Source organism: Pseudomonas sp. LBUM1662, from assembly GCF_059695915.1.
In genome coordinates this window covers 5,583,851-5,607,221 of record NZ_CP166793.1, presented here as the reverse complement: position 1 = coordinate 5,607,221, position 23,371 = coordinate 5,583,851, and the positions used below count along the sequence as shown (strand labels likewise).

The 23,371-nt window shown below is 60.7% G+C and carries 21 protein-coding genes and 1 other RNA gene; 18 read left to right on the top strand and 4 right to left on the bottom strand.

The features are described from left to right. Positions 1-99: 99 nt before the first annotated feature. The 4 genes from ACA049_RS25435 to ACA049_RS25420 all read right to left on the bottom strand — a co-directional run bounded on the left by ACA049_RS25435 (position 100) and on the right by ACA049_RS25420 (position 3,546). Positions 100-678 (bottom strand): BON domain-containing protein, encoded by a 579-nt coding sequence (locus tag ACA049_RS25435; protein ID WP_010458144.1) that lies wholly within the window; start codon positions 676-678, stop codon positions 100-102. Beyond that, the gene (locus ACA049_RS25430; protein WP_008025961.1) at positions 675-1,268 is read right to left on the bottom strand and encodes a phosphoheptose isomerase; all 594 of its coding nucleotides are present in this window, start codon (positions 1,266-1,268) and stop codon (positions 675-677) included. Before ACA049_RS25430 ends, ACA049_RS25435 begins: the two co-directional genes overlap by 4 nt. 104 nt (positions 1,269-1,372) lie before the next feature. After that, positions 1,373-1,735 carry a YraN family protein gene (locus tag ACA049_RS25425; protein WP_258699142.1) on the bottom strand — a complete coding sequence of 121 codons (363 nt, stop codon included), beginning with the start codon at positions 1,733-1,735 and terminating at the stop codon, positions 1,373-1,375. Then, positions 1,735-3,546: a penicillin-binding protein activator gene (locus ACA049_RS25420; RefSeq protein WP_497330770.1), complete on the bottom strand. Its 1,812-nt coding sequence runs from the start codon at positions 3,544-3,546 to the stop codon at positions 1,735-1,737. The genes ACA049_RS25425 and ACA049_RS25420 overlap by 1 nt, the downstream gene beginning before the upstream one ends. Before the next feature lie 175 nt (positions 3,547-3,721). Between ACA049_RS25420 and rsmI the strand changes: the two genes are divergently transcribed. The 18 genes from rsmI to lpxC all read left to right on the top strand — a co-directional run bounded on the left by rsmI (position 3,722) and on the right by lpxC (position 23,228). Continuing rightward, positions 3,722-4,627, top strand: coding sequence for a 16S rRNA (cytidine(1402)-2'-O)-methyltransferase (rsmI, locus tag ACA049_RS25415; protein WP_167362276.1), 906 nt, complete (start codon positions 3,722-3,724; stop codon positions 4,625-4,627). A 76-nt stretch (positions 4,628-4,703) separates the two neighbouring features. Further along, positions 4,704-5,057: RNase P RNA component class A (gene rnpB / locus ACA049_RS25410), an RNA gene on the top strand. Positions 5,058-5,412: 355 nt separating this feature from the next. Continuing rightward, positions 5,413-5,868, top strand: coding sequence for a division/cell wall cluster transcriptional repressor MraZ (gene mraZ, locus ACA049_RS25405; RefSeq protein ID WP_008147486.1), 456 nt, complete (start codon positions 5,413-5,415; stop codon positions 5,866-5,868). After that, a complete protein-coding gene (gene rsmH / locus ACA049_RS25400) occupies positions 5,865-6,812 on the top strand; it encodes a 16S rRNA (cytosine(1402)-N(4))-methyltransferase RsmH (RefSeq protein WP_497330768.1) in 948 nt (315 codons plus the stop codon). Before mraZ ends, rsmH begins: the two co-directional genes overlap by 4 nt. Continuing rightward, the gene (ftsL, locus tag ACA049_RS25395) at positions 6,809-7,102 is read left to right on the top strand and encodes a cell division protein FtsL (protein ID WP_438657758.1); all 294 of its coding nucleotides are present in this window, start codon (positions 6,809-6,811) and stop codon (positions 7,100-7,102) included. Before rsmH ends, ftsL begins: the two co-directional genes overlap by 4 nt. After that, on the top strand, positions 7,102-8,841 hold the full coding sequence (locus tag ACA049_RS25390; RefSeq protein WP_497336974.1) for a peptidoglycan D,D-transpeptidase FtsI family protein: 1,740 nt from the start codon (positions 7,102-7,104) through the stop codon (positions 8,839-8,841). Before ftsL ends, ACA049_RS25390 begins: the two co-directional genes overlap by 1 nt. Then, on the top strand, positions 8,841-10,304 hold the full coding sequence (locus ACA049_RS25385) for a UDP-N-acetylmuramoyl-L-alanyl-D-glutamate--2,6-diaminopimelate ligase (RefSeq protein WP_109634712.1): 1,464 nt from the start codon (positions 8,841-8,843) through the stop codon (positions 10,302-10,304). Before ACA049_RS25390 ends, ACA049_RS25385 begins: the two co-directional genes overlap by 1 nt. Further along, complete coding sequence (locus tag ACA049_RS25380; RefSeq protein WP_497330765.1) at positions 10,297-11,664, top strand: UDP-N-acetylmuramoyl-tripeptide--D-alanyl-D-alanine ligase; 1,368 nt, start codon at positions 10,297-10,299, stop codon at positions 11,662-11,664. The genes ACA049_RS25385 and ACA049_RS25380 overlap by 8 nt, the downstream gene beginning before the upstream one ends. Further along, entirely contained in the window at positions 11,664-12,746 is a 1,083-nt protein-coding gene (mraY, locus tag ACA049_RS25375; protein WP_109634708.1) for a phospho-N-acetylmuramoyl-pentapeptide-transferase, read from the top strand. Before ACA049_RS25380 ends, mraY begins: the two co-directional genes overlap by 1 nt. Before the next feature lie 5 nt (positions 12,747-12,751). Beyond that, positions 12,752-14,098, top strand: coding sequence for a UDP-N-acetylmuramoyl-L-alanine--D-glutamate ligase (gene murD / locus ACA049_RS25370; RefSeq protein ID WP_497330763.1), 1,347 nt, complete (start codon positions 12,752-12,754; stop codon positions 14,096-14,098). Continuing rightward, complete coding sequence (gene ftsW / locus ACA049_RS25365; RefSeq protein ID WP_374039706.1) at positions 14,095-15,312, top strand: putative lipid II flippase FtsW; 1,218 nt, start codon at positions 14,095-14,097, stop codon at positions 15,310-15,312. The genes murD and ftsW overlap by 4 nt, the downstream gene beginning before the upstream one ends. Next, positions 15,302-16,372 (top strand): undecaprenyldiphospho-muramoylpentapeptide beta-N-acetylglucosaminyltransferase, encoded by a 1,071-nt coding sequence (murG, locus tag ACA049_RS25360; protein WP_497330761.1) that lies wholly within the window; start codon positions 15,302-15,304, stop codon positions 16,370-16,372. Before ftsW ends, murG begins: the two co-directional genes overlap by 11 nt. Then, the gene (gene murC / locus ACA049_RS25355; RefSeq protein WP_497330759.1) at positions 16,365-17,825 is read left to right on the top strand and encodes a UDP-N-acetylmuramate--L-alanine ligase; all 1,461 of its coding nucleotides are present in this window, start codon (positions 16,365-16,367) and stop codon (positions 17,823-17,825) included. Before murG ends, murC begins: the two co-directional genes overlap by 8 nt. Then, on the top strand, positions 17,822-18,790 hold the full coding sequence (locus ACA049_RS25350) for a D-alanine--D-alanine ligase (protein ID WP_497330757.1): 969 nt from the start codon (positions 17,822-17,824) through the stop codon (positions 18,788-18,790). Before murC ends, ACA049_RS25350 begins: the two co-directional genes overlap by 4 nt. Before the next feature lie 4 nt (positions 18,791-18,794). Beyond that, positions 18,795-19,664: a cell division protein FtsQ/DivIB gene (locus ACA049_RS25345; protein WP_497330755.1), complete on the top strand. Its 870-nt coding sequence runs from the start codon at positions 18,795-18,797 to the stop codon at positions 19,662-19,664. 15 nt (positions 19,665-19,679) lie between these two features. Beyond that, positions 19,680-20,939 carry a cell division protein FtsA gene (ftsA, locus tag ACA049_RS25340; protein ID WP_008147519.1) on the top strand — a complete coding sequence of 420 codons (1,260 nt, stop codon included), beginning with the start codon at positions 19,680-19,682 and terminating at the stop codon, positions 20,937-20,939. A gap of 71 nt (positions 20,940-21,010) precedes the next feature. Beyond that, positions 21,011-22,204 carry a cell division protein FtsZ gene (gene ftsZ, locus ACA049_RS25335; RefSeq protein ID WP_007943486.1) on the top strand — a complete coding sequence of 398 codons (1,194 nt, stop codon included), beginning with the start codon at positions 21,011-21,013 and terminating at the stop codon, positions 22,202-22,204. Positions 22,205-22,316: 112 nt separating this feature from the next. After that, on the top strand, positions 22,317-23,228 hold the full coding sequence (gene lpxC, locus ACA049_RS25330; RefSeq protein ID WP_095130494.1) for a UDP-3-O-acyl-N-acetylglucosamine deacetylase: 912 nt from the start codon (positions 22,317-22,319) through the stop codon (positions 23,226-23,228). The last annotated feature ends 143 nt before the right edge of the window (positions 23,229-23,371 follow it).

Below are 23,371 nucleotides of genomic sequence, written 5' to 3'. Positions count from 1 at the left end.
ATCTTGATCTTTAAAAAACAAGATCAAAAGATCGCAGCCTCGTTTCACTCGACAGCTCCTACATTGCTCTTACAGGTCGACGGTGGCCTTAAGTAGGTGTCAGTCGATGTACTCAAACAGCTTCACAATCTTCTGCACACCGGAAACGCTCTGCACCAGATTGGTGGCCTGAGCGGCTTCCTGCTTGGTCAGCAAGCCCAGCAAATAAACGATGCCATTCTCGGTGACGACCTTGATGCGCGAACCCGGGATGTTCGGGTCGGTGAGCATCTGGGTCTTGATCTTGGAGGTCAGCCAGGTGTCGTTCTGACGGGCAAGGAAGCCGGAAGGCGGCAGCACTTGCAGTTCGTTATGCACCTTCTTCACCCGCTGGACCGCAGCGGCAGCCTGTTCGGCCTTGGCCTTGAGTTCGGCAGTCGGTGTTTGTCCGGCGAGCAGCACGACACCGTTGAAGCTGGTGACGACGATGTGCGAATCGTTGTCCAGGGCCGGGTCGGCCTTGGCGACGTTCACGCCGACTTTTGTGTCGATCAGGGAGTCGTCGATCTTGCTGCCGAAGGTGCGCGTGCCGCGGTCATCTTCAATCGGCGCTTCACGGCTGGCTTTAACCACCGAAGTGCAGCCGCTGATGCCGAGGCACAGGGTCAAGGCCAGAAGGCCTAGGCGATTAGGGGTCATTCTTCACTCCCGAACAGTTGGCTGTCGATCAAATCGCAAAGGCAATGGATCGCCAGCAGGTGGACTTCCTGAATACGTGCGGTGACGTTGGCCGGTACGCGAATCTCGACGTCCTCGGGCAATAGCAATGAAGCCATGCCTCCGCCATCGCGACCGGTCAATGCTACGACAATCATTTCGCGATCATGTGCGGCCTGGATCGCTTGAATTATGTTCGCCGAGTTGCCGCTGGTGGAAATCGCCAGCAATACGTCACCCGGCTGACCGAGGGCGCGGATCTGTTTGGAGAAGATTTCGTTGTAGCTGTAGTCGTTGGCGATCGAGGTGATCGTCGAGCTGTCAGTGGTCAGCGCAATGGCTGGCAGGCTCGGACGTTCGCGCTCGAAGCGGTTGAGCAGCTCCGACGAAAAGTGCTGGGCATCACCGGCTGAGCCGCCGTTGCCGCAGGAAAGCATTTTGCCCTCATTGAGCAGGGCGTTGACCATCACCTGGCTGGCTTGCTCGATGTGCGGTGCAAGTACGTCCATCGCCATTTGCTTGGTATCGATACTGGCCTGAAAAAGCTGGCGAATTCGGGATTGCATGTCCATCTGTGTGACCTTAATTAGCGCGGCTACTCGGCACATGAATGTGCAGCCCGCAAAGCAAAGAGCAAAAGTGTTGGGTAAAGGTGTCCGCTTCGGGATACGCGCAATCAGCTGTCGAAGGCATTCTGCAACCAGTTCAACTGATCGAGGCTGCTGTCGATGGCAACCACGTCGAAGCGGCAGGGGGAATTGGCCCAACGCGACTCGCGCTGAAGAAAATACTGCGCGGCGAAAATCAGTTTCTGCCGTTTGCGCCCATCGATGCTGTCGAGCGCTCCACCCCATTGGGTGTTTTTTCTGTAGCGGACTTCAACGAATACTACTGTATCGCCATCAAGCATGACCAGATCAAGCTCGCCGCGTTTACACAACCAGTTCTGCGCCAGCAGGCGCAGACCCTGTTGTTGAAGATGCTCGAGCGCATGGCGCTCGGCATCCTTGCCGCTTTGCTGGCGTGACCTGTCAGGCATCAGCGCGGGGTATCCGGCAGGCGTTGAACCTGACCGCTGACGAACTGTGCCCACGGCAACTGGCGCACCACACGCTGGTTCTGAGTCATGCCCAGGCTGCCCGACTGGCCTTCAATGCGGCTGTCCGGCAGAGCCTTGAGTTGCCCCAGTCGCGGCGCCAGGCGATACGCATCCACGCCCATTGCGTACAGGCGGCCGAGGCTGCCGCCGGCTTGTGGCCATTGTGCGGTGACCTGTTTGCGCAGCGGATCATTGGCGTCCAGCAACCATGGGGTTTCGCAGAAGCGAATACCGTTCATGTCGTTGTACTGATTCACGTCGCCGCTGGCACTGAATACGTGGGACGTGGCGTAAACCGGCACATCGCCCGCGTACTGGAAGTTCAGGGTCGGTTTGATCTGCTGGGCCTGTTGCGGCGTCGCGGCCAGGAAGATGAACTCGATGTCCTGACGGCGCGAAGGCTGGGCTGCTACCTGCGAACCCACGGTGCTTTGCAGGCTCTTGGCGCGACCTTCGCTCTGGCGCAGCTGGAACATGTCGGCAATCTGCTGGGCCAGTTGCACCGGTTGGTCAACGCGTTCGGTCGCAACGATGCTGCCACCGTTGGCTTGCCAGTCCTGGCTGAAGGCGCGCAACACGCGATCGCCCCATTCGCCTTTCGGCACCATGATGGCGGCACGATGCAGGCCGTCGGCGCGAGCGCGACGAGACACTTCGCGGGCTTCGTCTTCAGCGGCAAGGCCAAACTGGAACAGCTGGGCCGGACCTTGTTCACCTTCGCTGTAGTTCAGCGCCAGGGTGGTGATCGGCAGTTGCGGGCGAGCGCTGAGTTGTTTGACCAGCGGTTTTTCCAGCGGACCGACCACCAGTTGCACGCCGTCGGCCTGCGCCTTGCGATAGAACTCGTCCATCGAGGTCAGTTTCGAGCTGTCATAGAACTCGATGGCTGGCGGCTTCTGCCCGGCTTGTTGAGCCTGGTAGTGAGCGGCCATGAAGCCTTCACGCAGTGCTTTGCCGACCGAAGCCAGTGGGCCGTCTTGCGGCAGCAGCAGGGCGATCTTGCTCAGGGGCTGGCTGGCCAGTTCCTTGAGCTTGGTCAGTGGCAGCGGCAATTGAATGGCGGCCGGGTGTTTAGGGTTCTGGGCGCGCCAGTTGTCGATCGCGGCTTGCTGCTGTTCCAGGGTGCCGGCAGTTTTCACCGCCAGTGCCAGGCCCATCCAGCCACCGAGGTCATCATTGGTGGTGGGTTGCAGTTGATCGGTTGGCAGCGAGGCGATCAGGGTCCAGATCGCTTCGTGGTTTTTGGCGGCCGCTTCACCTTCGAGCATGGGCGCAATGAAGATGCGCTCCCGCGCTGCGGCCAGCGTCTGCCCATCGGCTTCAAGGGCGCGAGCATGGACAGTGCCGGTGCGAACCTGTTGCTCGACCGGCAATTCGCTCAGGCGTTGCAGGCTCGGATGGCTCAGGGCAGTCAACGCCGCCTTGGGCTGATTGCGCGCCATGGCCAGTTCCGCCGCCAAGGTACTGGCGAAGACTTGTTGGCCAGGCTTGAGTTGTTCCACCGGAACCTGTTGCAGGATTTGCGCGGACTGGCCGGCATTGCCCTGACGATAAGCCAGGTCGGCCGCGCTCAGGCGCAGCAGCGCGGCTTTTTCCGGGTCCTTGCTTTGAGTAGCCTGTTCGAGCAGTTGCTCGATACTGGCGTCCGGGGTCCGTGGAAGTTCGCCAAGGCTGGAAGAGGGCGAGCTGGCGCAAGCCGCCAGCAAGGCAGCGAGGCAGAGGGCAGTGAACAGCCGCAGGCAAGCGATCATGTAGTGTTCCTGATACTCGATCAAATTAGCGTGGAATTGTACCCAAGCACTGGCCGGGGCGCGATGTTACTGGCGTGAATCGATCAATTTAGCTCGTGCAAATGTTGCAGCGCTGCACAAACGCCTGAAAAACCCGAGGAGGGCGGGGCGATCGCAAGCGCCGCTACGCGCTACAATGTCGCCTTTTACCGATCATGAGGTGTGCGCTTTGACTGCTCCAGGTGCTTTGAATTCCGCTGCTGGCTCGCTTTATGTGGTGGCGACGCCCATCGGCAACCTGGACGACATCAGTGCGCGTGCGCTGAAAATCCTGCGCGACGTCGCGTTGATCGCCGCCGAAGACACCCGCCACTCCCAGCGCCTGATGCAACATTTCGGCATTCCCACGCCGCTGGCGGCCTGTCATGAGCACAACGAGCGGGATGAAGGTAGCCGCTTTATCACGCGTCTGCTGGCAGGCGACGATGTGGCGCTGATCTCCGATGCCGGCACGCCGCTGATTTCCGATCCGGGTTATCACTTGGTGCGTCAGGCCCGTGCCGCCGGGATCAATGTGGTCCCGGTCCCGGGGGCCTGTGCATTGATCGCGGCGTTGTCGGCGGCGGGTCTGCCGTCGGACCGCTTCATTTTCGAAGGTTTCCTGCCGGCCAAGGCTGTTGGTCGCCGCGCTCGCCTTGAGTTGGTCAAGGAAGAACCGCGCACACTGATTTTCTATGAGGCGCCGCATCGCATCCTTGAGTGCCTGCAAGACATGGAACTGGTATTCGGCCCCGAGCGTCCGGCGTTGCTGGCCCGTGAAATCACCAAAACCTTCGAAACCCTTAAAGGCTTGCCGCTGGCCGAACTGCGCGAGTTCGTCGAGTCGGACAGCAATCAGCAGCGCGGCGAGTGCGTGGTGTTGGTGGCCGGCTGGTCGGTTCCTGAGACCGAGGACGCGGTCAGCAGCGAAGCCATGCGCATCCTCAACCTGTTGCTCGAAGAGATGCCGCTCAAGCGTGCGGCGGCATTGGCCGCGCAAATTACCGGTGAGCGCAAGAATGTGCTCTATCAGGTGGCGCTGGATAAACAGAAGGGCGAGTAAAAACCCGACGCGCAGGAGCGCCCGAAGGCGTTTAGCGCTTGTTCTTCGGCCGCTCTGCCGTTAACCTTCGCGGCGGAGAGTCGATTGGACAGTCGCTGCCCTCTATGAAAATTAGGGGGGGGAGGAAAGTCCGGGCTCCATAGGGCGAAGTGCCAGGTAATGCCTGGGAGGCGTGAGCCTACGGAAAGTGCCACAGAAAATAACCGCCTAAGCGCTTCGGCGCCGGTAAGGGTGAAAAGGTGCGGTAAGAGCGCACCGCACGTCTGGCAACAGTTCGTGGCTAGGTAAACCCCACTTGGAGCAAGACCAAATAGGGTCCCAAGGCGTGGCCCGCGCTGGGACCGGGTAGGTTGCTAAAGATGTCCAGTGATGGCCATCGTAGACGAATGACTGTTCAAGACAGAACCCGGCTTACAGATCGACTCTCCACCTTTTTCTTACCCCCTGCTTTAATCATTGAGCAGGGTGCTGGTAGTAGCAATTTCCCTCCTTTCAGAAACGTTGCCAGAACACTTTCGTAATACCGAAAAAATCTTACTCTTAACAAATTACTTTAACTTTCGAGTGCAGCCTTCTGTGCTGATTCAAGTTATCGGGCAAATTCATCCGTCAGATTGTCGTTACCCCTCCGTTTACCCTCCTAAATCTCAGTTCTGTAAGGGTTTTCCTTTAAACCGCGCCTTGACGGTGCGGTGGCCGCATTCCTATAGTGTGCGCAAGTGGCGGAAAGTGGCATGAAGTGGGTTTTTTGAGCGTAAAACGCTAATATTTGGAGAAACGCTGACGTGTTTCGCGGAGCTAACGCTATCAGTCTCGACGCAAAGGGCCGTCTCGCCATGCCGAGCCGGTACCGTGACGAGCTCGTTTCGCGTAGTTCCGGTCAGCTGATCGTCACAATTGATGCCGTTGATCCGTGTTTGTGTGTTTACCCCCTCGATGAGTGGGAAATTATCGAAACCAAACTGCGCGCACTGCCTTCGCTTCGCGAAGAGAACCGCCGCCTGCAACGTTTACTGATTGGTAATGCCGTCGACCTCGAGCTCGATGGCAGTGGTCGTTTTCTGGTTCCGCCGCGTCTTCGTGAATATGCCAAGTTGGATAAGCGCGCGATGTTGGTAGGCCAACTGAACAAGTTCCAATTGTGGGACGAGGATGCCTGGGATGCGGTTTCTGCCGCTGACCTGGCTGCTATTCAACAACCGGGCGCCATGCCTGATGAACTGCGTGATTTGATCCTGTGACTATTGATAGCGGCTTTAACCACATCACCGTACTGCTTGACGAAGCCGTGGAGGCTCTCGCCGTACGTCCTGATGGCTGCTATCTGGACGGCACGTTCGGGCGCGGCGGGCACAGCCGGTTGATCCTCAGCCAGCTCGGTCCCGATGGTCGAGTCCTCGGATTCGACAAAGATCCTCAAGCGATTGCCACCGGGCAAACGCTAGCGGCCGAAGACGGCCGCTTTGTCGTTGTGCAACGCAGCTTTGCCGAGCTCGGTTCGGAAGTGGCTGAGCGCGGTCTGCACGGCAAGGTCAGCGGCGTTTTGCTCGACCTGGGCGTGTCTTCGCCACAGCTCGACGACCCTGAGCGCGGCTTCAGTTTCCTCAATGATGGCCCGTTGGACATGCGCATGGACCCGTCTCGCGGGATCAGCGCTGCCGAATTCGTCAACACCGCACCCGTGGAAGAAATCGCCCGCGTTTTCAAGGAATACGGCGAAGAGCGTTTCTCCGGCCGCATGGCCCGTGCCGTGGCCGAGCGCCGCGACATCAAGCCGTTCGAGCGCACAGCCGACCTGGCTGAAGTCCTGAAAGTCGCCAACCCGGCATGGGAAAAGGGCAAGAACCCGGCCACCCGTGCGTTCCAGGGCCTGCGTATTCACGTCAACAACGAACTGGGTGATCTGGAAGCCGGCCTCGAAGCCGCACTGGAATGCCTGGAAGTGGGCGGCCGTCTGGTCGTCATCAGCTTCCACTCGCTGGAAGACCGTATCGTCAAACTGTTCATGCGCAAACTGGTGAAAGGCGAAGCCGACAACCTGCCGCGCAACCTGCCGGTCCGTCACGTTGCTTTCGAACCGATCATCAAAGTCCATGGCAAAGCGCAGACGGCCTCCGACGCCGAACTCAAAGCCAACCCACGTTCCCGTAGCGCCGTCATGCGCGTCGCGGAGAAGTTGCGGTGAGCAAGCTTTTCGCCAAGCCACTGCCCGGCGGCAGCTTTTTCATGCTGCTGCTGTTTCTGGCTGTGCTCGTGTCGGCCATCGGCGTGTCGTACAGCGCCCACTGGAACCGGCAGTTGCTGAACTCGCTGTATGCCGAATTGAGCGTGCGCGACAAGGCGCAGGCGGAGTGGGGCCGGTTGATTCTCGAGCAGAGCACCTGGACCGCGCACAGCCGTATCGAAGTCCTGGCCACCGAGCAACTGAAGATGCGCATTCCCGGCGCCGCTGAAGTGCAGATGGTGGCGCCATGATGAAACTCGAAGGCGCACTGTTCCCATGGCGTTTCCGCCTGGTGCTGGGCTTGCTCGGTGTCATGGTCGCGGCTATTTGCTGGCGCATTATCGACCTGCAAGTCGTCGACCGTGCCTTCCTGAAAGGCCAGGGCGATGCGCGCAGCGTTCGTCACATTCCGATTCCGGCTCACCGTGGTCTGATCACCGACCGTAACGGCGAGCCTTTGGCCGTGAGTACCCCGGTCACCACGCTGTGGGCGAACGCCAAGGAAATGCAGCTGGCCAAAGAGAAATGGCCTGCACTGGCAGCCGCGCTGGGCCAAGACCCTAAAGCCCTGGCCGAACGTCTCGAAGCCCAGGCCAACAAAGAATTCATCTACCTGGTGCGCGGGCTGACCCCCGAGCAGGGCCAGTCTGTACTCGACCTGAAAGTGCCGGGCGTCTACGGCATCGAAGAGTTCCGGCGTTTCTACCCGGCCGGTGAAGTCACCGCGCACATGGTCGGCTTTACCGACATCGATGACCACGGACGTGAAGGGGTCGAACTGGCCTACGACGAATGGCTGGCCGGGGTCCCTGGCAAGCGGCAGGTCATCAAGGATCGGCGTGGCCGACTTATCAAGGATGTCCAGGTCACTAAAAACGCCAAGGCCGGCAAGCCCTTGGCGTTGTCCATTGACCTGCGCCTGCAATACCTGGCCAACCGCGAGCTGCGTAACGCGATCATCGAGAACGGCGCCAAGGCCGGCAGCCTGGTGATCATGGACGTGAAGACCGGCGAGATCCTCGCCATGGTCAACCAGCCGACCTACAACCCGAACAACCGTCGCAACCTGCAACCGGCGATGATGCGCAACCGCGCCATGATCGACGTGTTCGAGCCGGGTTCGACCATGAAAGCCATTTCCATGAGCGCCGCGATCGAAACCGGGCGCTGGAAACCGAGTGACACCGTCGAGGTGTACCCGGGCACCTTGCAGATTGGTAAGTACACCATCAAGGACGTGTCCAAGTCCGAAGGCCCTGTACTCGACCTGACCGGCATCCTGATCAATTCCAGTAACGTCGGCATGAGTAAGGTCGCGTTCGATATCGGCGGCGAAACCATCTTCCGCCTCGCGCAGAAAGTCGGCCTCGGCCAGGACACCGGCCTCGGCTTCCCTGGCGAGCGCGTCGGCAACCTGCCGAACTACCGCGAATGGCGCAAGGCTGAAACCGCGACGCTGTCTTACGGCTACGGTATTTCCGTCACCGCGATCCAGTTGGTCCACGCCTTCTCGGCCCTGGCCAACAATGGTCGACTCGCGCCGTTGACCCTGATCAAGACCGACAAGGCGCCGCAAACCACGCAAGTGCTGCCGGAAGCCGTCGCGAAAACCATGCAGACCATGCTGACCCAAGTGATCGAGGCCCCGCGCGGTGTATTCCGTGCGCAGGTGCCGGCGTATCACGTGGGCGGCAAGTCCGGTACTGCACGTAAAACGTCGGTCGGCACCAAAGGCTACGCCGAGAATTCCTATCGCTCGCTGTTCGCCGGTTTCGGCCCGATGAGCGATCCGCGTTACGCAATCGTGGTGGTGATCGATGAACCGACCAAGGCCGGTTACTTCGGTGGTCTGGTTTCGGCGCCGGTATTCAGCAAAGTGATGTCCGGGACGCTGCGCCTGATGAACATCACCCCGGATAACCTGCCACCGACGCAAACCGCTAACGCCACACCGGTCGTTCCACTGAAAGCCAATGGAGGGCGCGGCTAATGTCTTTGAGCCTGAACAAGATTTTCGCCCACGCCGGCCGCGATCTGTTGATCCGCGAACTGACCCTGGACAGCCGCAATGTGCGAGCTGGCGATCTGTTTCTCGCCGTTCCTGGTGGCAAGTTCGACGGGCGGGCGCACATCGCCGACGCCTTGCAGCGCGGCGCTGCTGCCGTGGCTTATGAAGTCGAAGGCGCTACCGTGTTGCCGATCACCGACGTACCGCTGATTCCGGTCAAAGGCCTGGCGGCGCAGCTGTCGGACATCGCCGGTCGCTTTTATGGCGACCCGAGCCGACACCTGAACCTGGTCGGTGTGACCGGCACCAACGGCAAGACCAGCGTCACGCAACTGGTTGCGCAAGCGCTGGATTTGCTTGGCCAACATTGCGGCATCGTTGGCACCCTGGGCACCGGTTTCTACGGCGCGCTGGAAAGCGGCCTGCACACCACGCCGAACCCGATCGCCGTGCAAGCGACCTTGGCTGACCTGAAAAAGGCCGGCGCCAAAGCCGTTGCGATGGAAGTGTCTTCCCACGGTCTGGATCAAGGCCGCGTGACCGCGTTGGCGTTCGATGTGGCGGTGATGACCAACCTGTCGCGCGATCACCTCGATTACCACGGCACCATGCAAGCCTATGGCGAAGCCAAGGCCAAGCTGTTTGCCTGGAACGATTTGAAGTGCCGGGTGATCAACCTCGACGACGAGTTCGGCCGCCAACTGGCTGCGGACAAACGTGAGTCGCGCCTGATCACCTACAGCCTGGAAGATGCCAGCGCCTACCTGTATTGCCGTGAAGCGCAGTTCGACGACGAAGGCGTGCGGGCTACGCTGGTCACGCCTCAGGGCGAACACCATTTGCGCAGCACTTTGCTCGGCCGTTTCAACCTGAGCAACGTGCTGGCTGCGGTCGGTGCCTTGCTCGGCCTGGACTACGCGCTGGATGAAATTCTCAAGGTCCTGCCGAAACTCGAAGGCCCGGCCGGTCGCATGCAGCGTCTCGGCGGTGGCACCCAGCCGCTGGTGGTGGTCGATTACGCCCACACCCCGGATGCGCTGGAAAAAGTCTTGATGGCCCTGCGTCCTCACGCCAAAGGCCGTTTGCTGTGCCTGTTCGGTTGCGGCGGTGATCGCGATCGTGGCAAGCGTCCGCTGATGGCTGAAGTGGTCGAGCGTCTGGCCGACGGCGTGCTGGTCACCGATGACAACCCGCGCACCGAAGACCCTTCGCTGATTTTCGATGACATTCGCGCCGGTTTTACCGCTGTGGATAAAGTCACCTTCGTCGCCGGCCGTGGCCAGGCGATTGCCCAGTTGATCGCCAGCGCCTCGGCGGATGACGTGATTGTCCTGGCCGGTAAAGGTCACGAGGACTATCAGGAAATCAACGGCGAGCGTCACGCTTTCTCCGATCTGGTCGAGGCTGATCACGCCTTGACCGCGTGGGAGGTGGCCCATGCTTAAAGCCATGAAACTGAGCGAGCTGACCGGCGCACTGAATGCACGATTGATCTCGACTGATGCCACCTTCGATGGTGTCAGCATCGACAGCCGCGCGATCAAACCGGGCCAGCTGTTTATTGCCCTGACCGGCCCGCGTTTCGACGGTCATGATTATTTGAACGACGTGGCCAGCAAAGGCGCGGTCGCCGCACTGGTCGAGCGCGAAGTCGCCGACAGCGCATTGCCGCAATTGCTGGTCAAGGACACCCGCCAGGCCCTAGGCCAACTGGGCGCGATGAACCGTGCAGCGTTTACCAACCCTGTCGCGGCGATCACCGGTTCCAGCGGTAAAACCACGGTCAAGGAAATGCTCGCGAGCATTTTGCGCACCCGCGGTCTGGTTCTGGCGACCCGCGGCAACCTGAACAACGATCTCGGCGTGCCGCTGACCCTGCTCGAACTCGCGCCGGAACACACCTCCGCCGTGATCGAACTCGGTGCTTCGCGTCTCGGCGAAATTGCCTACACCGTCGCCATGACCAAACCGCATGTCGCCGTGCTCAACAATGCCGGGACCGCCCACGTCGGCGAGTTCGGCGGGCCGGACAAAATCGTTGAAGCCAAGGGCGAGATCATTGAAGGGCTGGATGCCGATGGCGTCGCCGTTCTCAATCTTGACGACAAGGCGTTCGGCATCTGGAAGGCTCGTGCCGGCGGCCGCAAAGTGCTGACTTTCGCCCTGAACAACCCAAGCGCCGACTTCTACGCCAGCGACCTGGATCGCGATGCGCGCGGCTGCCCGGCCTTCAACCTGCACAGTCCTGAAGGTGTGGAGCGCGTTCAATTGAACCTGCTCGGCACCCATAACGTCGCCAATGCCATGGCCGCCGCGGCTGCCGCGCATGCCCTGGGCGTGTCGCTGTTCGGCATCGCCACCGGCCTCGGTGCCGTGCAACCGGTCAAGGGGCGCACCGTTGCGCAACTGGCCAGCAATGGCATGCGCGTGATCGATGACACGTACAACGCGAACCCCACCTCCATGTGCGCCGCCGTTGATATACTCGCCGGCTTTTCCGGCCGCACCGTTCTGGTGCTCGGGGATATCGGCGAATTGGGCGATTGGGCGGAGCAGGGGCACCGCGATGTGGGCGAGTACGCCCGCGGCAAGGTTTCCGCGCTTTACGCTGTCGGGCCACTGATGGCTCACGCCGTGAACGCTTTCGGTCCACAGGCCTTTCACTTCAGCACTCAGGCTGAACTGATCAAGGCCCTGGGCGCCGAGCAAGACACCAACACCACCATTTTGATCAAGGGCTCGCGCAGCGCTGCGATGGAAAACATCGTCGCCGCTTTGTGCGGGTCCAGCCTGGAGAAACATTAATGCTGCTGCTGCTAGCGGAGTATCTGCAACAGTTCTACAAAGGCTTCGCGGTCTTTCAGTACCTGACCCTGCGCGGGATCCTCGGTGTGCTGACCGCGCTGGTTTTGTCGCTGTGCTATGGCCCGTGGATGATCCGCACTTTGCAGAACCGTCAGATCGGTCAATCCGTTCGCAACGACGGTCCGCAATCGCACCTGTCCAAGTCGGGCACCCCGACCATGGGCGGCGCACTGATTCTGTCGTCCATCGGTGTCAGCACCTTGCTATGGGCTGACCTGAGCAACCGTTATGTCTGGACCGTGTTGCTGGTGACGTTGCTGTTCGGCGCCATCGGTTGGGTCGACGACTACCGCAAAGTGATCGAGAAAAACTCCAAAGGCTTGCCGAGCCGCTGGAAGTATTTCTGGCAGTCGGTGTTCGGCCTCGGCGCGGCGATCTTCCTTTATATGACCGCTGCGACGCCGGTGGAAACCACCCTGATCCTGCCGATGCTCAAGGACTACAGCATTCCGCTGGGCATAGGCTTTGTCGTTCTGACCTATTTCGTGATTGTCGGCTCGAGCAACGCGGTCAACCTGACCGATGGCCTCGACGGTCTGGCGATCATGCCGACGGTGATGGTCGGCGGCGGCCTGGGGATCTTCTGCTACCTGTCCGGTAACGTGAAGTTCGCCGAATACCTGCTGATTCCATACGTGCCGGGTGCCGGTGAGTTGATCGTGTTCTGCGGTGCGTTGATCGGTGCGGGCCTCGGGTTCCTCTGGTTCAACACCTATCCGGCACAAGTCTTCATGGGCGACGTCGGCGCACTGGCGCTGGGCGCTGCGCTTGGCACCATCGCGGTGATTGTCCGTCAGGAAATCGTCCTGTTCATCATGGGCGGCGTGTTCGTGATGGAAACCCTGTCCGTGGTTATCCAGGTTGCTTCTTTCAAACTGACCGGTCGCCGCGTATTCCGCATGGCACCGATTCACCACCACTTTGAACTCAAGGGCTGGCCTGAGCCACGCGTGATCGTCCGATTCTGGATCATCACCGTGATTCTCGTACTGGTCGGCCTTGCCACCCTGAAGCTGAGGTAGAACGAGTGTCTCTGATCGCTTCTGACCACTTCCGCATCGTTGTCGGCCTCGGCAAGAGCGGCATGTCCCTGGTTCGCTTCCTGGCGAACCGGGGCACGTCGTTTGCTGTGGCCGATACGCGGGAAAATCCACCGGAACTGGCCACGCTCAAGCGTGACTATCCGCACGTGGAAGTGCGTTGTGGCGAGCTGGACGTCGAATTCCTGTGCCGTGCCGACGAGCTCTACGTGAGCCCCGGCCTGGCGCTGGCGACCCCGGCCCTGCAGGCTGCCGCCGCCCGAGGCGTGAAATTGTCCGGCGACATCGAGCTGTTCGCGCGTAACGCGAAGGCGCCGATCGTCGCCATCAGCGGTTCCAACGCGAAAAGCACCGTCACCACCCTGGTCGGCGAGATGGCTGTGGCCGCGGGCAAGCGTGTCGCTGTCGGTGGCAACCTCGGAACGCCAGCGCTGGACTTGCTCGACGACGACGTCGAGTTGTACGTGATGGAGTTGTCGAGCTTCCAGCTCGAAACTACCGATCAACTCAACGCCGAAGTGGCGACCGTACTCAACGTCAGCGAAGACCACATGGACCGCTACAGCGGTCTGCCGGCCTATCACCTGGCCAAGCACCGGATCTTCCGTGGTGCGAAGCAGTTTGTGGTCAACCGTCAGGATGCCCTGAGCCGTCCGCTGATGGGCGAGGGCCAGCCGTGCTGGACCTTCGGTTTGAGCAAGCCCGATTTCAAGGCCTTCGGTATCCGCGAAGAAGACGGCGAGAAATACCTCGCTTTCGAATTCCAGAACCTGATGCCGGTCCGCGAGTTGAAGATTCGTGGCGCCCACAACCAGTCCAACGCCCTGGCGGCCCTGGCACTGGGCCACGCTGTCGGCCTGCCGTTCGACGCCATGCTCTCGAGCCTGCGTACTTTCGCTGGCCTCGAACATCGCTGCCAATGGGTCCGTGACCTGGATGGCGTGAGCTACTACAACGATTCCAAAGCCACCAACGTCGGCGCCGCACTGGCCGCCATCGAAGGGCTGGGCGCGGACATCGACGGCAAGGTCGTGCTGATCGCCGGTGGCGACGGCAAAGGTGCCGAGTTCAATGATCTGCGTGATCCGGTGGCGGCCAACTGCCGTGCCGTGATCCTGATGGGCCGCGACTCCGACAAGATCGGCGAGGCCATTGGCGACGCCGTGCCGCTGATCCGCGTCGGTTCTCTGGTCGAAGCGGTGGAACAATGCCGCGCCGTTGCGCAACCGGGCGACGTGGTGCTGTTGTCGCCTGCCTGCGCCAGTTTCGACATGTTCAAGAATTACGAAGACCGTGGTCATCAGTTCGTCCGCGCCGTGGAGGAACTGGCATGAGCCTGCTCAATATCATCAAGCCTTATCCGTCGCCGATCATCACCGGGCGCGGCATCGACCTCGACTTCCCGATGCTCGCCGGTTGCCTGGCCTTGATCGGCCTCGGGCTGGTCATGATCGCCTCGGCCTCGACCGAAGTAGCGGCCGTGCAGTCGGGCAGTGCCCTGTACTACATGATTCGCCACCTGATCTACATCGTGCTGGGCCTGGGTGCCTGCGTTGTCACCATGATGATTCCGATCGCCACCTGGCAACGCCTGGGCTGGCTGATGCTGATTGGTGCGTTCGGCTTGCTGGTGATGGTGATCATCCCGGGCATCGGCCGTGAAGTGAACGGTTCGATGCGCTGGATCGGCTTCAGTTTCTTCAACGTCCAGCCGTCCGAGATCGCCAAGGTGTTCGTGGTGATCTACCTCGCCGGTTACCTGGTGCGTCGCCAGAAAGAAGTGCGCGAAAGCTGGATGGGCTTCTTCAAGCCGTTCATCGTTCTGCTGCCCATGGCCGGTCTGTTGCTGATGGAGCCAGACTTCGGCGCCACCGTGGTCATGATGGGTGCGGCGGCGGCGATGCTGTTCCTCGGTGGGGTCGGGCTGTTCCGGTTTTCCTTGATGGTGGTCCTGGCGGTCGGGGCAGTGGTGCTGTTGATTCAAGTGCAGCCGTATCGAATGGCGCGTCTGACCAACTTTGCCGATCCGTGGGCCGACCAGTTCGGTGCCGGCTATCAGTTGTCGCAAGCCTTGATCGCGTTCGGTCGCGGCGAATGGCTGGGTGTTGGCCTGGGCAACAGCGTGCAGAAACAGTTTTACCTGCCGGAAGCCCACACCGACTTCGTGTTCTCGGTCCTCGCTGAAGAGCTGGGTGCCGTGGGTTCCTTGTGCACGGTCGCGTTGTTCGTCTTTGTGTGCGTGCGTGGCATGTACATCGGTTATTGGGCCGAGAAGGCCAAGCAATTCTTCGCCGCCTACATTGCGTACGGCTTGTCGTTCCTGTGGATCGGCCAGTTCCTGATCAACATCGGGGTGAACGTCGGCTTGCTGCCGACCAAAGGCCTGACCCTGCCGTTCCTCAGTTATGGCGGCAGTTCGTTGGTGATCTGCGGTGCCTGTCTCGGCTTGTTGTTGCGCATCGAGTGGGAGAGTCGAACCCACCTGGGCAGCGAAGAGATGGAGTTCCATGAGAGCGACTTCGCCGAGGAGCCGACCCATGGGCGCTAACGTCTTGATCATGGCGGGCGGCACCGGTGGCCACGTGTTCCCGGCGCTGGCGTGCGCCCGCGAATTCCAGGCCCGCGGTTACACCGTGCACTGGCTCGGAACGCCGCGCGGCATCGAAAACGACCTGGTGCCGATGGCCGGTATCGAGCTGCATCGGATCAATGCCACCGGTTTGCGCGGCAAGGGCAAGTTGTCCCTGCTCAAGGCGCCGTTCATGGTGCTCAAGTCGGTCTGGCAGGCGCGGGCGATCATTCGTCAGCTGCGGCCGGTGTGCGTGGTCGGCTTCGGTGGTTTCGTGACTGGTCCTGGCGGCGTTGCAGCCAAACTGGCCGGCGTGCCGGTGATCGTTCATGAGCAGAACGCCGTGGCCGGTACCGCCAATCGGTTGCTGGTGCCGTTGGCCGCCCGAGTCTGTGAAGCGTTCCCTGACACCTTTACCCTGTCGGACAGCCGTCGGACCACCGGTAACCCGGTGCGCACCGAGCTGTTCCTCGAAACACAGCGCCCCGCCCTGGCGGGTCGCAAGGCGCGTTTGCTGATCCTGGGCGGAAGCCTGGGCGCAGAGCCGTTGAACAAGTTGCTGCCTGAAGCCCTGTCGCAAGTCGCCCCCGACCTGCGCCCGGAAGTGTTTCATCAGGCCGGCAAAAACCACGATGAAGTGACTGCAGAGCGCTACCGCGCGGCTGGCGTCGAGGCGCAAGTGCAGCCTTTCATCAAAGACATGGCCCAAGCCTATGGCTGGGCCGACCTGGTGGTGTGCCGCGCAGGCGCATTGACCATCAGTGAACTGGCTGCCGCCGGTCTGCCCTCGGTGCTGGTGCCTTTGCCCCACGCGATCGACGATCACCAGACCCGCAACGCCGATTATTTGGCCCGTGAAGGCGCTGCCTTCCTGATGCCGCAAAGAACGACTGGCGCAGCGGATCTTGCCGCGCGCCTGACAGAGGTCCTGATGCAACCACAACGACTCAACGACATGGCCACTGCGGCACGCCGCCTGGCCAAACCCGATGCAACCCGTAACGTGGTCGATACCTGTCTGGAGGTGGCCCATGGTTGAGAAACAGAAAGCCATGAAGCAACCGGAAATGCGCCGCATCCGTCGCATCCACTTCGTCGGCATCGGCGGCGTGGGCATGTGCGGTATCGCCGAAGTGTTGCTGAACCTGGGCTATGAAGTGTCCGGCTCCGACCTGAAAGCCTCTCCAGTGACCGAGCGTCTCGAGTCCTTTGGGGCGCAAATCTTTATCGGCCACCGTGCCGAAAACGCTGCCTCTGCTGACGTGCTGGTGGTGTCGAGCGCCGTGAACACCTCCAACCCGGAAGTCGCGACTGCTCTGGAACGCCGCATCCCTGTGGTGCCGCGCGCCGAAATGCTCGCTGAGCTGATGCGTTATCGCCACGGCATCGCCGTCGCCGGTACGCACGGCAAAACCACCACCACCAGCCTGATCGCTTCGGTGTTCGCGGCCGGTGGCCTGGACCCGACGTTCGTCATCGGTGGCCGACTGAACGCTGCGGGCACCAATGCCCAGCTCGGCACCAGCCGCTACCTGATTGCCGAAGCCGATGAAAGCGATGCCAGTTTCCTGCACTTGCAGCCGCTGGTGGCCGTGGTCACCAACATCGACGCCGACCACATGGCGACCTACGACGGTGACTTCAACAAACTGAAGAAAACCTTCGTCGAGTTCCTGCACAACCTGCCGTTCTACGGTCTGGCGGTGGTGTGCCTGGACGATCCGGTGGTGCGTGAAATCCTGCCGCTGGTGAAACGCCCGACGGTCACTTATGGCTTCGGCGATGACTGCGACGTGCGCGCCATCAATGTGCGCCAGCAAGGCATGCAGACCTTCTTCACCGTGCTGCGCCCTGATCGCGAGCCGCTGGATGTCTCGGTGAACATGCCGGGTAACCACAACGTATTGAATGCGCTGGCGACCATCTGCATCGCCACCGACGAAGGCGTCAGCGATGAAGCCATCGTTCAGGGCCTGTCCGGCTTCCAGGGTGTCGGCCGTCGCTTCCAGGTCTACGGCGAACTGCCGGTAGACGGCGGCAACGTGATGCTGGTCGACGACTACGGTCACCACCCGACCGAAGTCGCGGCGGTGATCAAAGCCGTACGGGGTGGCTGGCCGGAGCGCCGTCTGGTGATGGTGTACCAGCCGCACCGTTACAGCCGCACCCGCGACCTGTACGACGATTTCGTCAATGTACTGGCCGACGCCAACGTCTTGCTGCTGATGGAAGTCTACCCGGCCGGTGAAGAACCGATCCCGGGCGCCGACAGCCGCAAGCTGTGCAACAGCATCCGTCAGCGTGGTCAGCTCGACCCGATCTACATCGAGCGTGGTGTCGACCTCGCGCCGCTGGTCAAACCGCTGCTGCGTGCCGGCGACATCCTGCTGTGCCAGGGCGCCGGTGATATCGGTGGTCTTGCCCCGAAACTGTTGGCCAGTCCGCTATTCGCGGGTGCTGTGGCCGCGCCGACTGCGGGGAAATTGAAATGACTGCTGCTTACGTCAACCTCGTCTCCACAATCGCGCCGAAAGACTTCGGCCGCGTCGCCGTGCTGTTCGGCGGCAAGAGTGCCGAGCGTGAAGTGTCCCTGAAGTCCGGTAACGCTGTCCTCGACGCGCTGCTGAGTGCTGGTGTGGACGCGTTCGGCCTCGATGTGGGCGATGACCTTCTGCAGCGTTTGCTGAACGAAAAGATCGACCGCGCCTTCGTCATCCTCCACGGTCGTGGCGGTGAAGACGGCAGCATGCAGGGCCTGCTTGAATGCCTGGGTATTCCGTACACCGGCAGCGGCATTCTGGCTTCGGCGCTGGCCATGGACAAGCTGAGGACCAAACAGGTCTGGCACAGCCTGGGCATTCCGACGCCACGTCACGCTGTACTGAGCTCCGAGGCTGATTGTATTTCGGCAGCGACGGAACTGGGCTTCCCTTTGATCGTCAAACCGGCCCATGAAGGTTCAAGTATCGGGATGGCCAAAGTGACCTCCGCGTCGGAATTGATCGACGCCTGGAAAGCGGCCAGTACCTACGATTCGCAAGTGTTGGTCGAGCAATGGATTCAAGGTCCTGAGTTCACCATCGCCACCCTGCGTGACCAGGTGTTGCCACCGATTGCCCTGGGCACGACGCACAGCTTCTACGACTACGACGCCAAGTACGTGGCTTCCGATACCCAGTACCGGATCCCGTGTGGCCTGGACAGCAACAAAGAAAAAGAACTGATGGACCTCACGGCGAAAGCCTGTGAGGCGCTGGGTATCGCCGGTTGGGGCAGGGCAGACGTGATGCAGGACGCCGACGGGCAGTTCTGGTTCCTCGAAGTCAACACCGCTCCGGGCATGACTGATCACAGCCTGGTGCCGATGGCGGCCCGTGCTGCCGGTCTGGATTTCCAGCAACTGGTTCTGGCGATTTTGGCCGCCAGCATTGCCGGCAACAACGAGCCTCGAGGTTAAGACCATGCAAGGCGCACAGCTGAGACATCAGCCCCCTCCAGCACCCGGCCGCAAGCCGGTGCCTCGGGGTGCCAGCCGAATGGTGGCCAAAGAGCCGATGTCTGCGCGCCTGCCGAAAGCCAATTTTGGCTTTCTGAAAAGCCTGTTCTGGCCGGTGCTGTTGGTGGCGCTGGGGTTCGGCACTTACGAAGGCGCACAGCGTTTGCTGCCGTACGCCGACCGGCCGATCACCAAAATCGCGGTGCAGGGCGACTTGAGTTACATCAGCCAGCAAGCGGTGCAGCAGCGGATCGCCCCGTACGTGGCGTCAAGCTTCTTCACCATCGACCTGGAGAGCATGCGCACCGAGCTTGAAACGATGCCATGGATTGCCCACGCCGAAGTGCGCAGGGTGTGGCCGGATCAAGTGGTGATCCGCCTGGAAGAACAACTGCCGGTGGCCCGTTGGGGCGATGAATCGCTGTTGAACAACCAGGGGCAGGCGTTCACCCCGCGTGAGCTGGCGAACTACGAACACTTGCCACAGCTGTTCGGCCCACAACGGGCACAACAGCAGGTGATGCAGCAATACCAGGTGCTGAGCCAGATGCTCAGGCCGATGGGCTTCTCGATTGCACGCCTGGAGTTGCGTGAACGAGGCAGCTGGTTCCTGACCACCGGCGCCGGCAGCGCGGGCCCGGGGATCGAACTGCTGCTGGGACGCGGCAAGCTGGTGGAAAAGATGCGCCGCTTCATTGCCATCTACGACAAGACGCTTAAAGAACAGATTACGAACATTGCGCGCATCGATCTGCGCTACGCCAACGGCCTCGCTGTTGGCTGGCGGGAACCTGTAGCGCCCACGACAGCCCAACCCGCTGTCGCGAAGAATTAAGAAGAGGCAGGACCCATGGCAAACGTGCAAAGCGGCAAAATGATCGTCGGTCTCGATATCGGCACCTCCAAGGTGGTGGCGCTGGTCGGCGAGGTCTCGGACGACGGCACGCTCGAAATCGTCGGGATCGGCACTCATCCGTCCCGTGGCCTGAAGAAAGGCGTGGTGGTGAACATCGAGTCCACCGTGCAATCGATCCAGCGCGCGATCGAAGAAGCGCAGCTGATGGCCGGTTGCCGGATCCACTCGGCGTTCGTCGGCGTGGCGGGCAATCATATCCGCAGCCTGAACTCCCACGGCATCGTGGCGATTCGTGATCGCGAAGTCAGCTCCGCCGACCTTGAGCGCGTCCTCGACGCCGCCCAGGCCGTGGCGATCCCGGCTGACCAGCGCGTGCTGCACACCCTGCCGCAGGATTACGTGATCGATAACCAGGAAGGCGTTCGTGAGCCGCTGGGCATGTCGGGCGTGCGTCTGGAAGCCAAGGTTCACGTGGTCACCTGCGCCGTCAACGCCGCACAGAACATTGAAAAATGCGTGCGCCGCTGCGGTCTGGAAATCGACGACATCATTCTCGAGCAACTGGCTTCGGCCTACTCGGTCCTGACCGACGACGAGAAAGAGCTGGGCGTGTGCCTGGTGGACATCGGCGGCGGCACCACCGACATCGCGATCTTCACCGAAGGCGCGATCCGTCACACCGCGGTGATCCCGATTGCGGGCGATCAGGTGACCAACGACATCGCCATGGCGTTGCGCACCCCGACCCAGTACGCCGAAGAAATCAAGATTCGCTACGCCTGCGCCCTGGCCAAACTGGCCGGTGCCGGTGAAACCATCAAGGTCCCAAGCGTTGGCGATCGTCCACCGCGCGAGCTGTCCCGTCAGGCCCTGGCCGAAGTGGTCGAGCCGCGTTACGACGAGCTGTTCACGCTGATCCAGGCCGAACTGCGTCGCAGCGGCTACGAAGACCTGATTCCGGCCGGCATCGTGCTGACCGGCGGTACGTCGAAAATGGAAGGCGCGGTCGAACTGGCCGAAGAGATCTTCCACATGCCGGTCCGCCTGGGCGTGCCCCATGGCGTCAAGGGCCTGGATGACGTGGTGCGCAACCCGATTTATTCCACTGGCGTTGGCTTGTTGATGTACGGCCTGCAGAAGCAGTCCGACGGGATTTCGTTTTCGGGCATCAGCAGCCGCGACAGCTACAGCAATGAAGAACCGAAAGCCGCCTTGCTCGATCGCATCAAGAGCTGGGTACAAGGCAACTTCTAAAGATTTACCGCAGCACCGTTGTAGCTACACGCAGTAGGCGAAAAAACTAGAGAACGTAAAGGAGAGGGAAAATGTTCGAACTCGTAGACAACATCCCCGCAAGCCCGGTAATTAAAGTTATCGGTGTTGGCGGAGGCGGCGGCAACGCTGTCAACCACATGGTCAAGAGCAACATTGAAGGCGTTGAATTCATCTGCGCCAACACTGATGCCCAGGCGCTGAAATCCATCGGCGCGCGGACCATCCTGCAACTCGGTACCGGTGTGACCAAAGGTCTGGGCGCCGGCGCCAACCCTGAAGTAGGTCGTCAGGCCGCTCTCGAAGATCGCGAGCGCATTGCCGAAGTCCTGCAGGGCACCAATATGGTGTTCATCACCACAGGCATGGGCGGTGGTACCGGTACCGGTGCTGCGCCAATCATTGCTGAAGTGGCCAAGGAAATGGGGATCCTCACCGTTGCGGTGGTGACTCGTCCGTTCCCGTTCGAAGGCCGCAAGCGCATGCAGATCGCCGACGAAGGTATCCGTCTGCTGTCTGAAAGCGTCGACTCGTTGATCACCATTCCCAACGAGAAGCTGCTGACCATCCTTGGCAAGGACGCAAGCCTGCTGTCCGCATTCGCCAAGGCCGACGATGTATTGGCCGGTGCCGTTCGCGGTATCTCCGACATCATCAAGCGTCCGGGCATGATCAACGTCGACTTTGCCGACGTACGCACCGTGATGAGCGAAATGGGCATGGCGATGATGGGCACTGGCTGCGCCAGCGGTCCGAACCGTGCACGTGAGGCCACCGAAGCGGCCATTCGCAACCCATTGCTCGAAGACGTGAACCTGCAAGGTGCACGCGGCATCCTGGTGAACATCACCGCCGGTCCTGACCTGTCCCTGGGTGAGTACTCCGACGTGGGTAGCATCATCGAAGCCTTCGCTTCCGAGCACGCGATGGTCAAGGTCGGTACCGTTATCGATCCGGACATGCGCGACGAGCTGCACGTGACTGTGGTTGCCACCGGTCTGGGCGCGAAAATCGAGAAGCCTGTGAAGGTCATCGACAACACCGTTCACACCTCCATGGCCTCCCAGCCGCAACAATCGGCGCCCGCTCGTCAGGAACAACCGGCGGTAAACTACCGTGACCTGGACCGTCCGACCGTCATGCGCAACCAGGCTCAGGCCGGTGCTGCGACTGCCGCGAAGATGAATCCGCAAGATGATCTGGACTACCTGGACATCCCGGCTTTCCTGCGTCGTCAGGCTGATTGATGGAATGTATCAGGGCTATGAAGGTGATTGGTGTTCAGCAAAGGTCTGGTCTGCTATTATCGCCAGCCTTTGTTGATACCAGTTCGCAATTTGCGCTGAAGCGGCCCAAGCCATGATTAAACAACGCACACTGAAAAATATTATCCGTGCTACAGGTGTAGGCCTGCACTCCGGGGAGAAGGTTTACCTGACCCTCAAGCCTGCACCTATCGACACCGGCATTGTGTTTGTTCGTGCCGACCTCGATCCGGTCGTGCAGATTCCTGCCCGCGCGGAAAACGTTGGTGAAACCACGATGTCGACCACATTGGTCAGTGGTGACACCAAAGTGGATACGGTGGAGCACTTGCTCTCGGCCATGGCTGGCCTGGGCATCGATAACGCCTACGTCGAGCTCTCCGCGTCTGAAGTCCCGATCATGGATGGTAGCGCTGGACCCTTCGTATTTCTGATTCAGTCGGCTGGCCTGGAAGAACAGGACGCCGCCAAGAAGTTCATCCGGATCCTGCGGGAAGTGACAGTGGAAGACGGCGACAAGCGCGCCACTTTCGTCCCTTTCGAAGGTTTCAAAGTGAGCTTCGAGATCGATTTCGATCACCCGGTTTTCCGTGACCGCACACAAAGTGCAAGCGTGGATTTTTCCAGTACTTCGTTCGTAAAAGAAGTCAGCCGCGCCCGTACCTTTGGTTTCATGAGTGACATCGAGTACCTGCGCAAGCACAACCTCGCACTCGGCGGCAGCGTTGAAAACGCTATTGTGGTCGACGCGGATGGTGTACTGAACGAAGACGGCCTTCGCTATGAAGACGAATTCGTGAAGCACAAGATCCTCGATGCAATTGGTGACCTCTACCTGCTGGGCAATAGCCTGATTGGTGAGTTCAAGGGCTTCAAGTCCGGACATGCATTGAACAACCAGCTGCTGCGCAAGTTGATTGAGCAGACAGATGCTTGGGAAGTCGTGACTTTCGAAGACGCCAGCACTGCACCGATCTCTTACATGCGTCCCGTTGCGGCCGTGTAAGTAAAAAAACCTCTCTAGTTTTTAAAGGCTGCCTTCGGGTGGCCTTTTTTTATGCCTGCGGGAAAGAGGTGTGGTGTTTGTTCCGGCCCCATCGCGGGCAAGCCTCGCTCCTACGGTAGACCGAGTGCCCCTGTAGGAGCGAG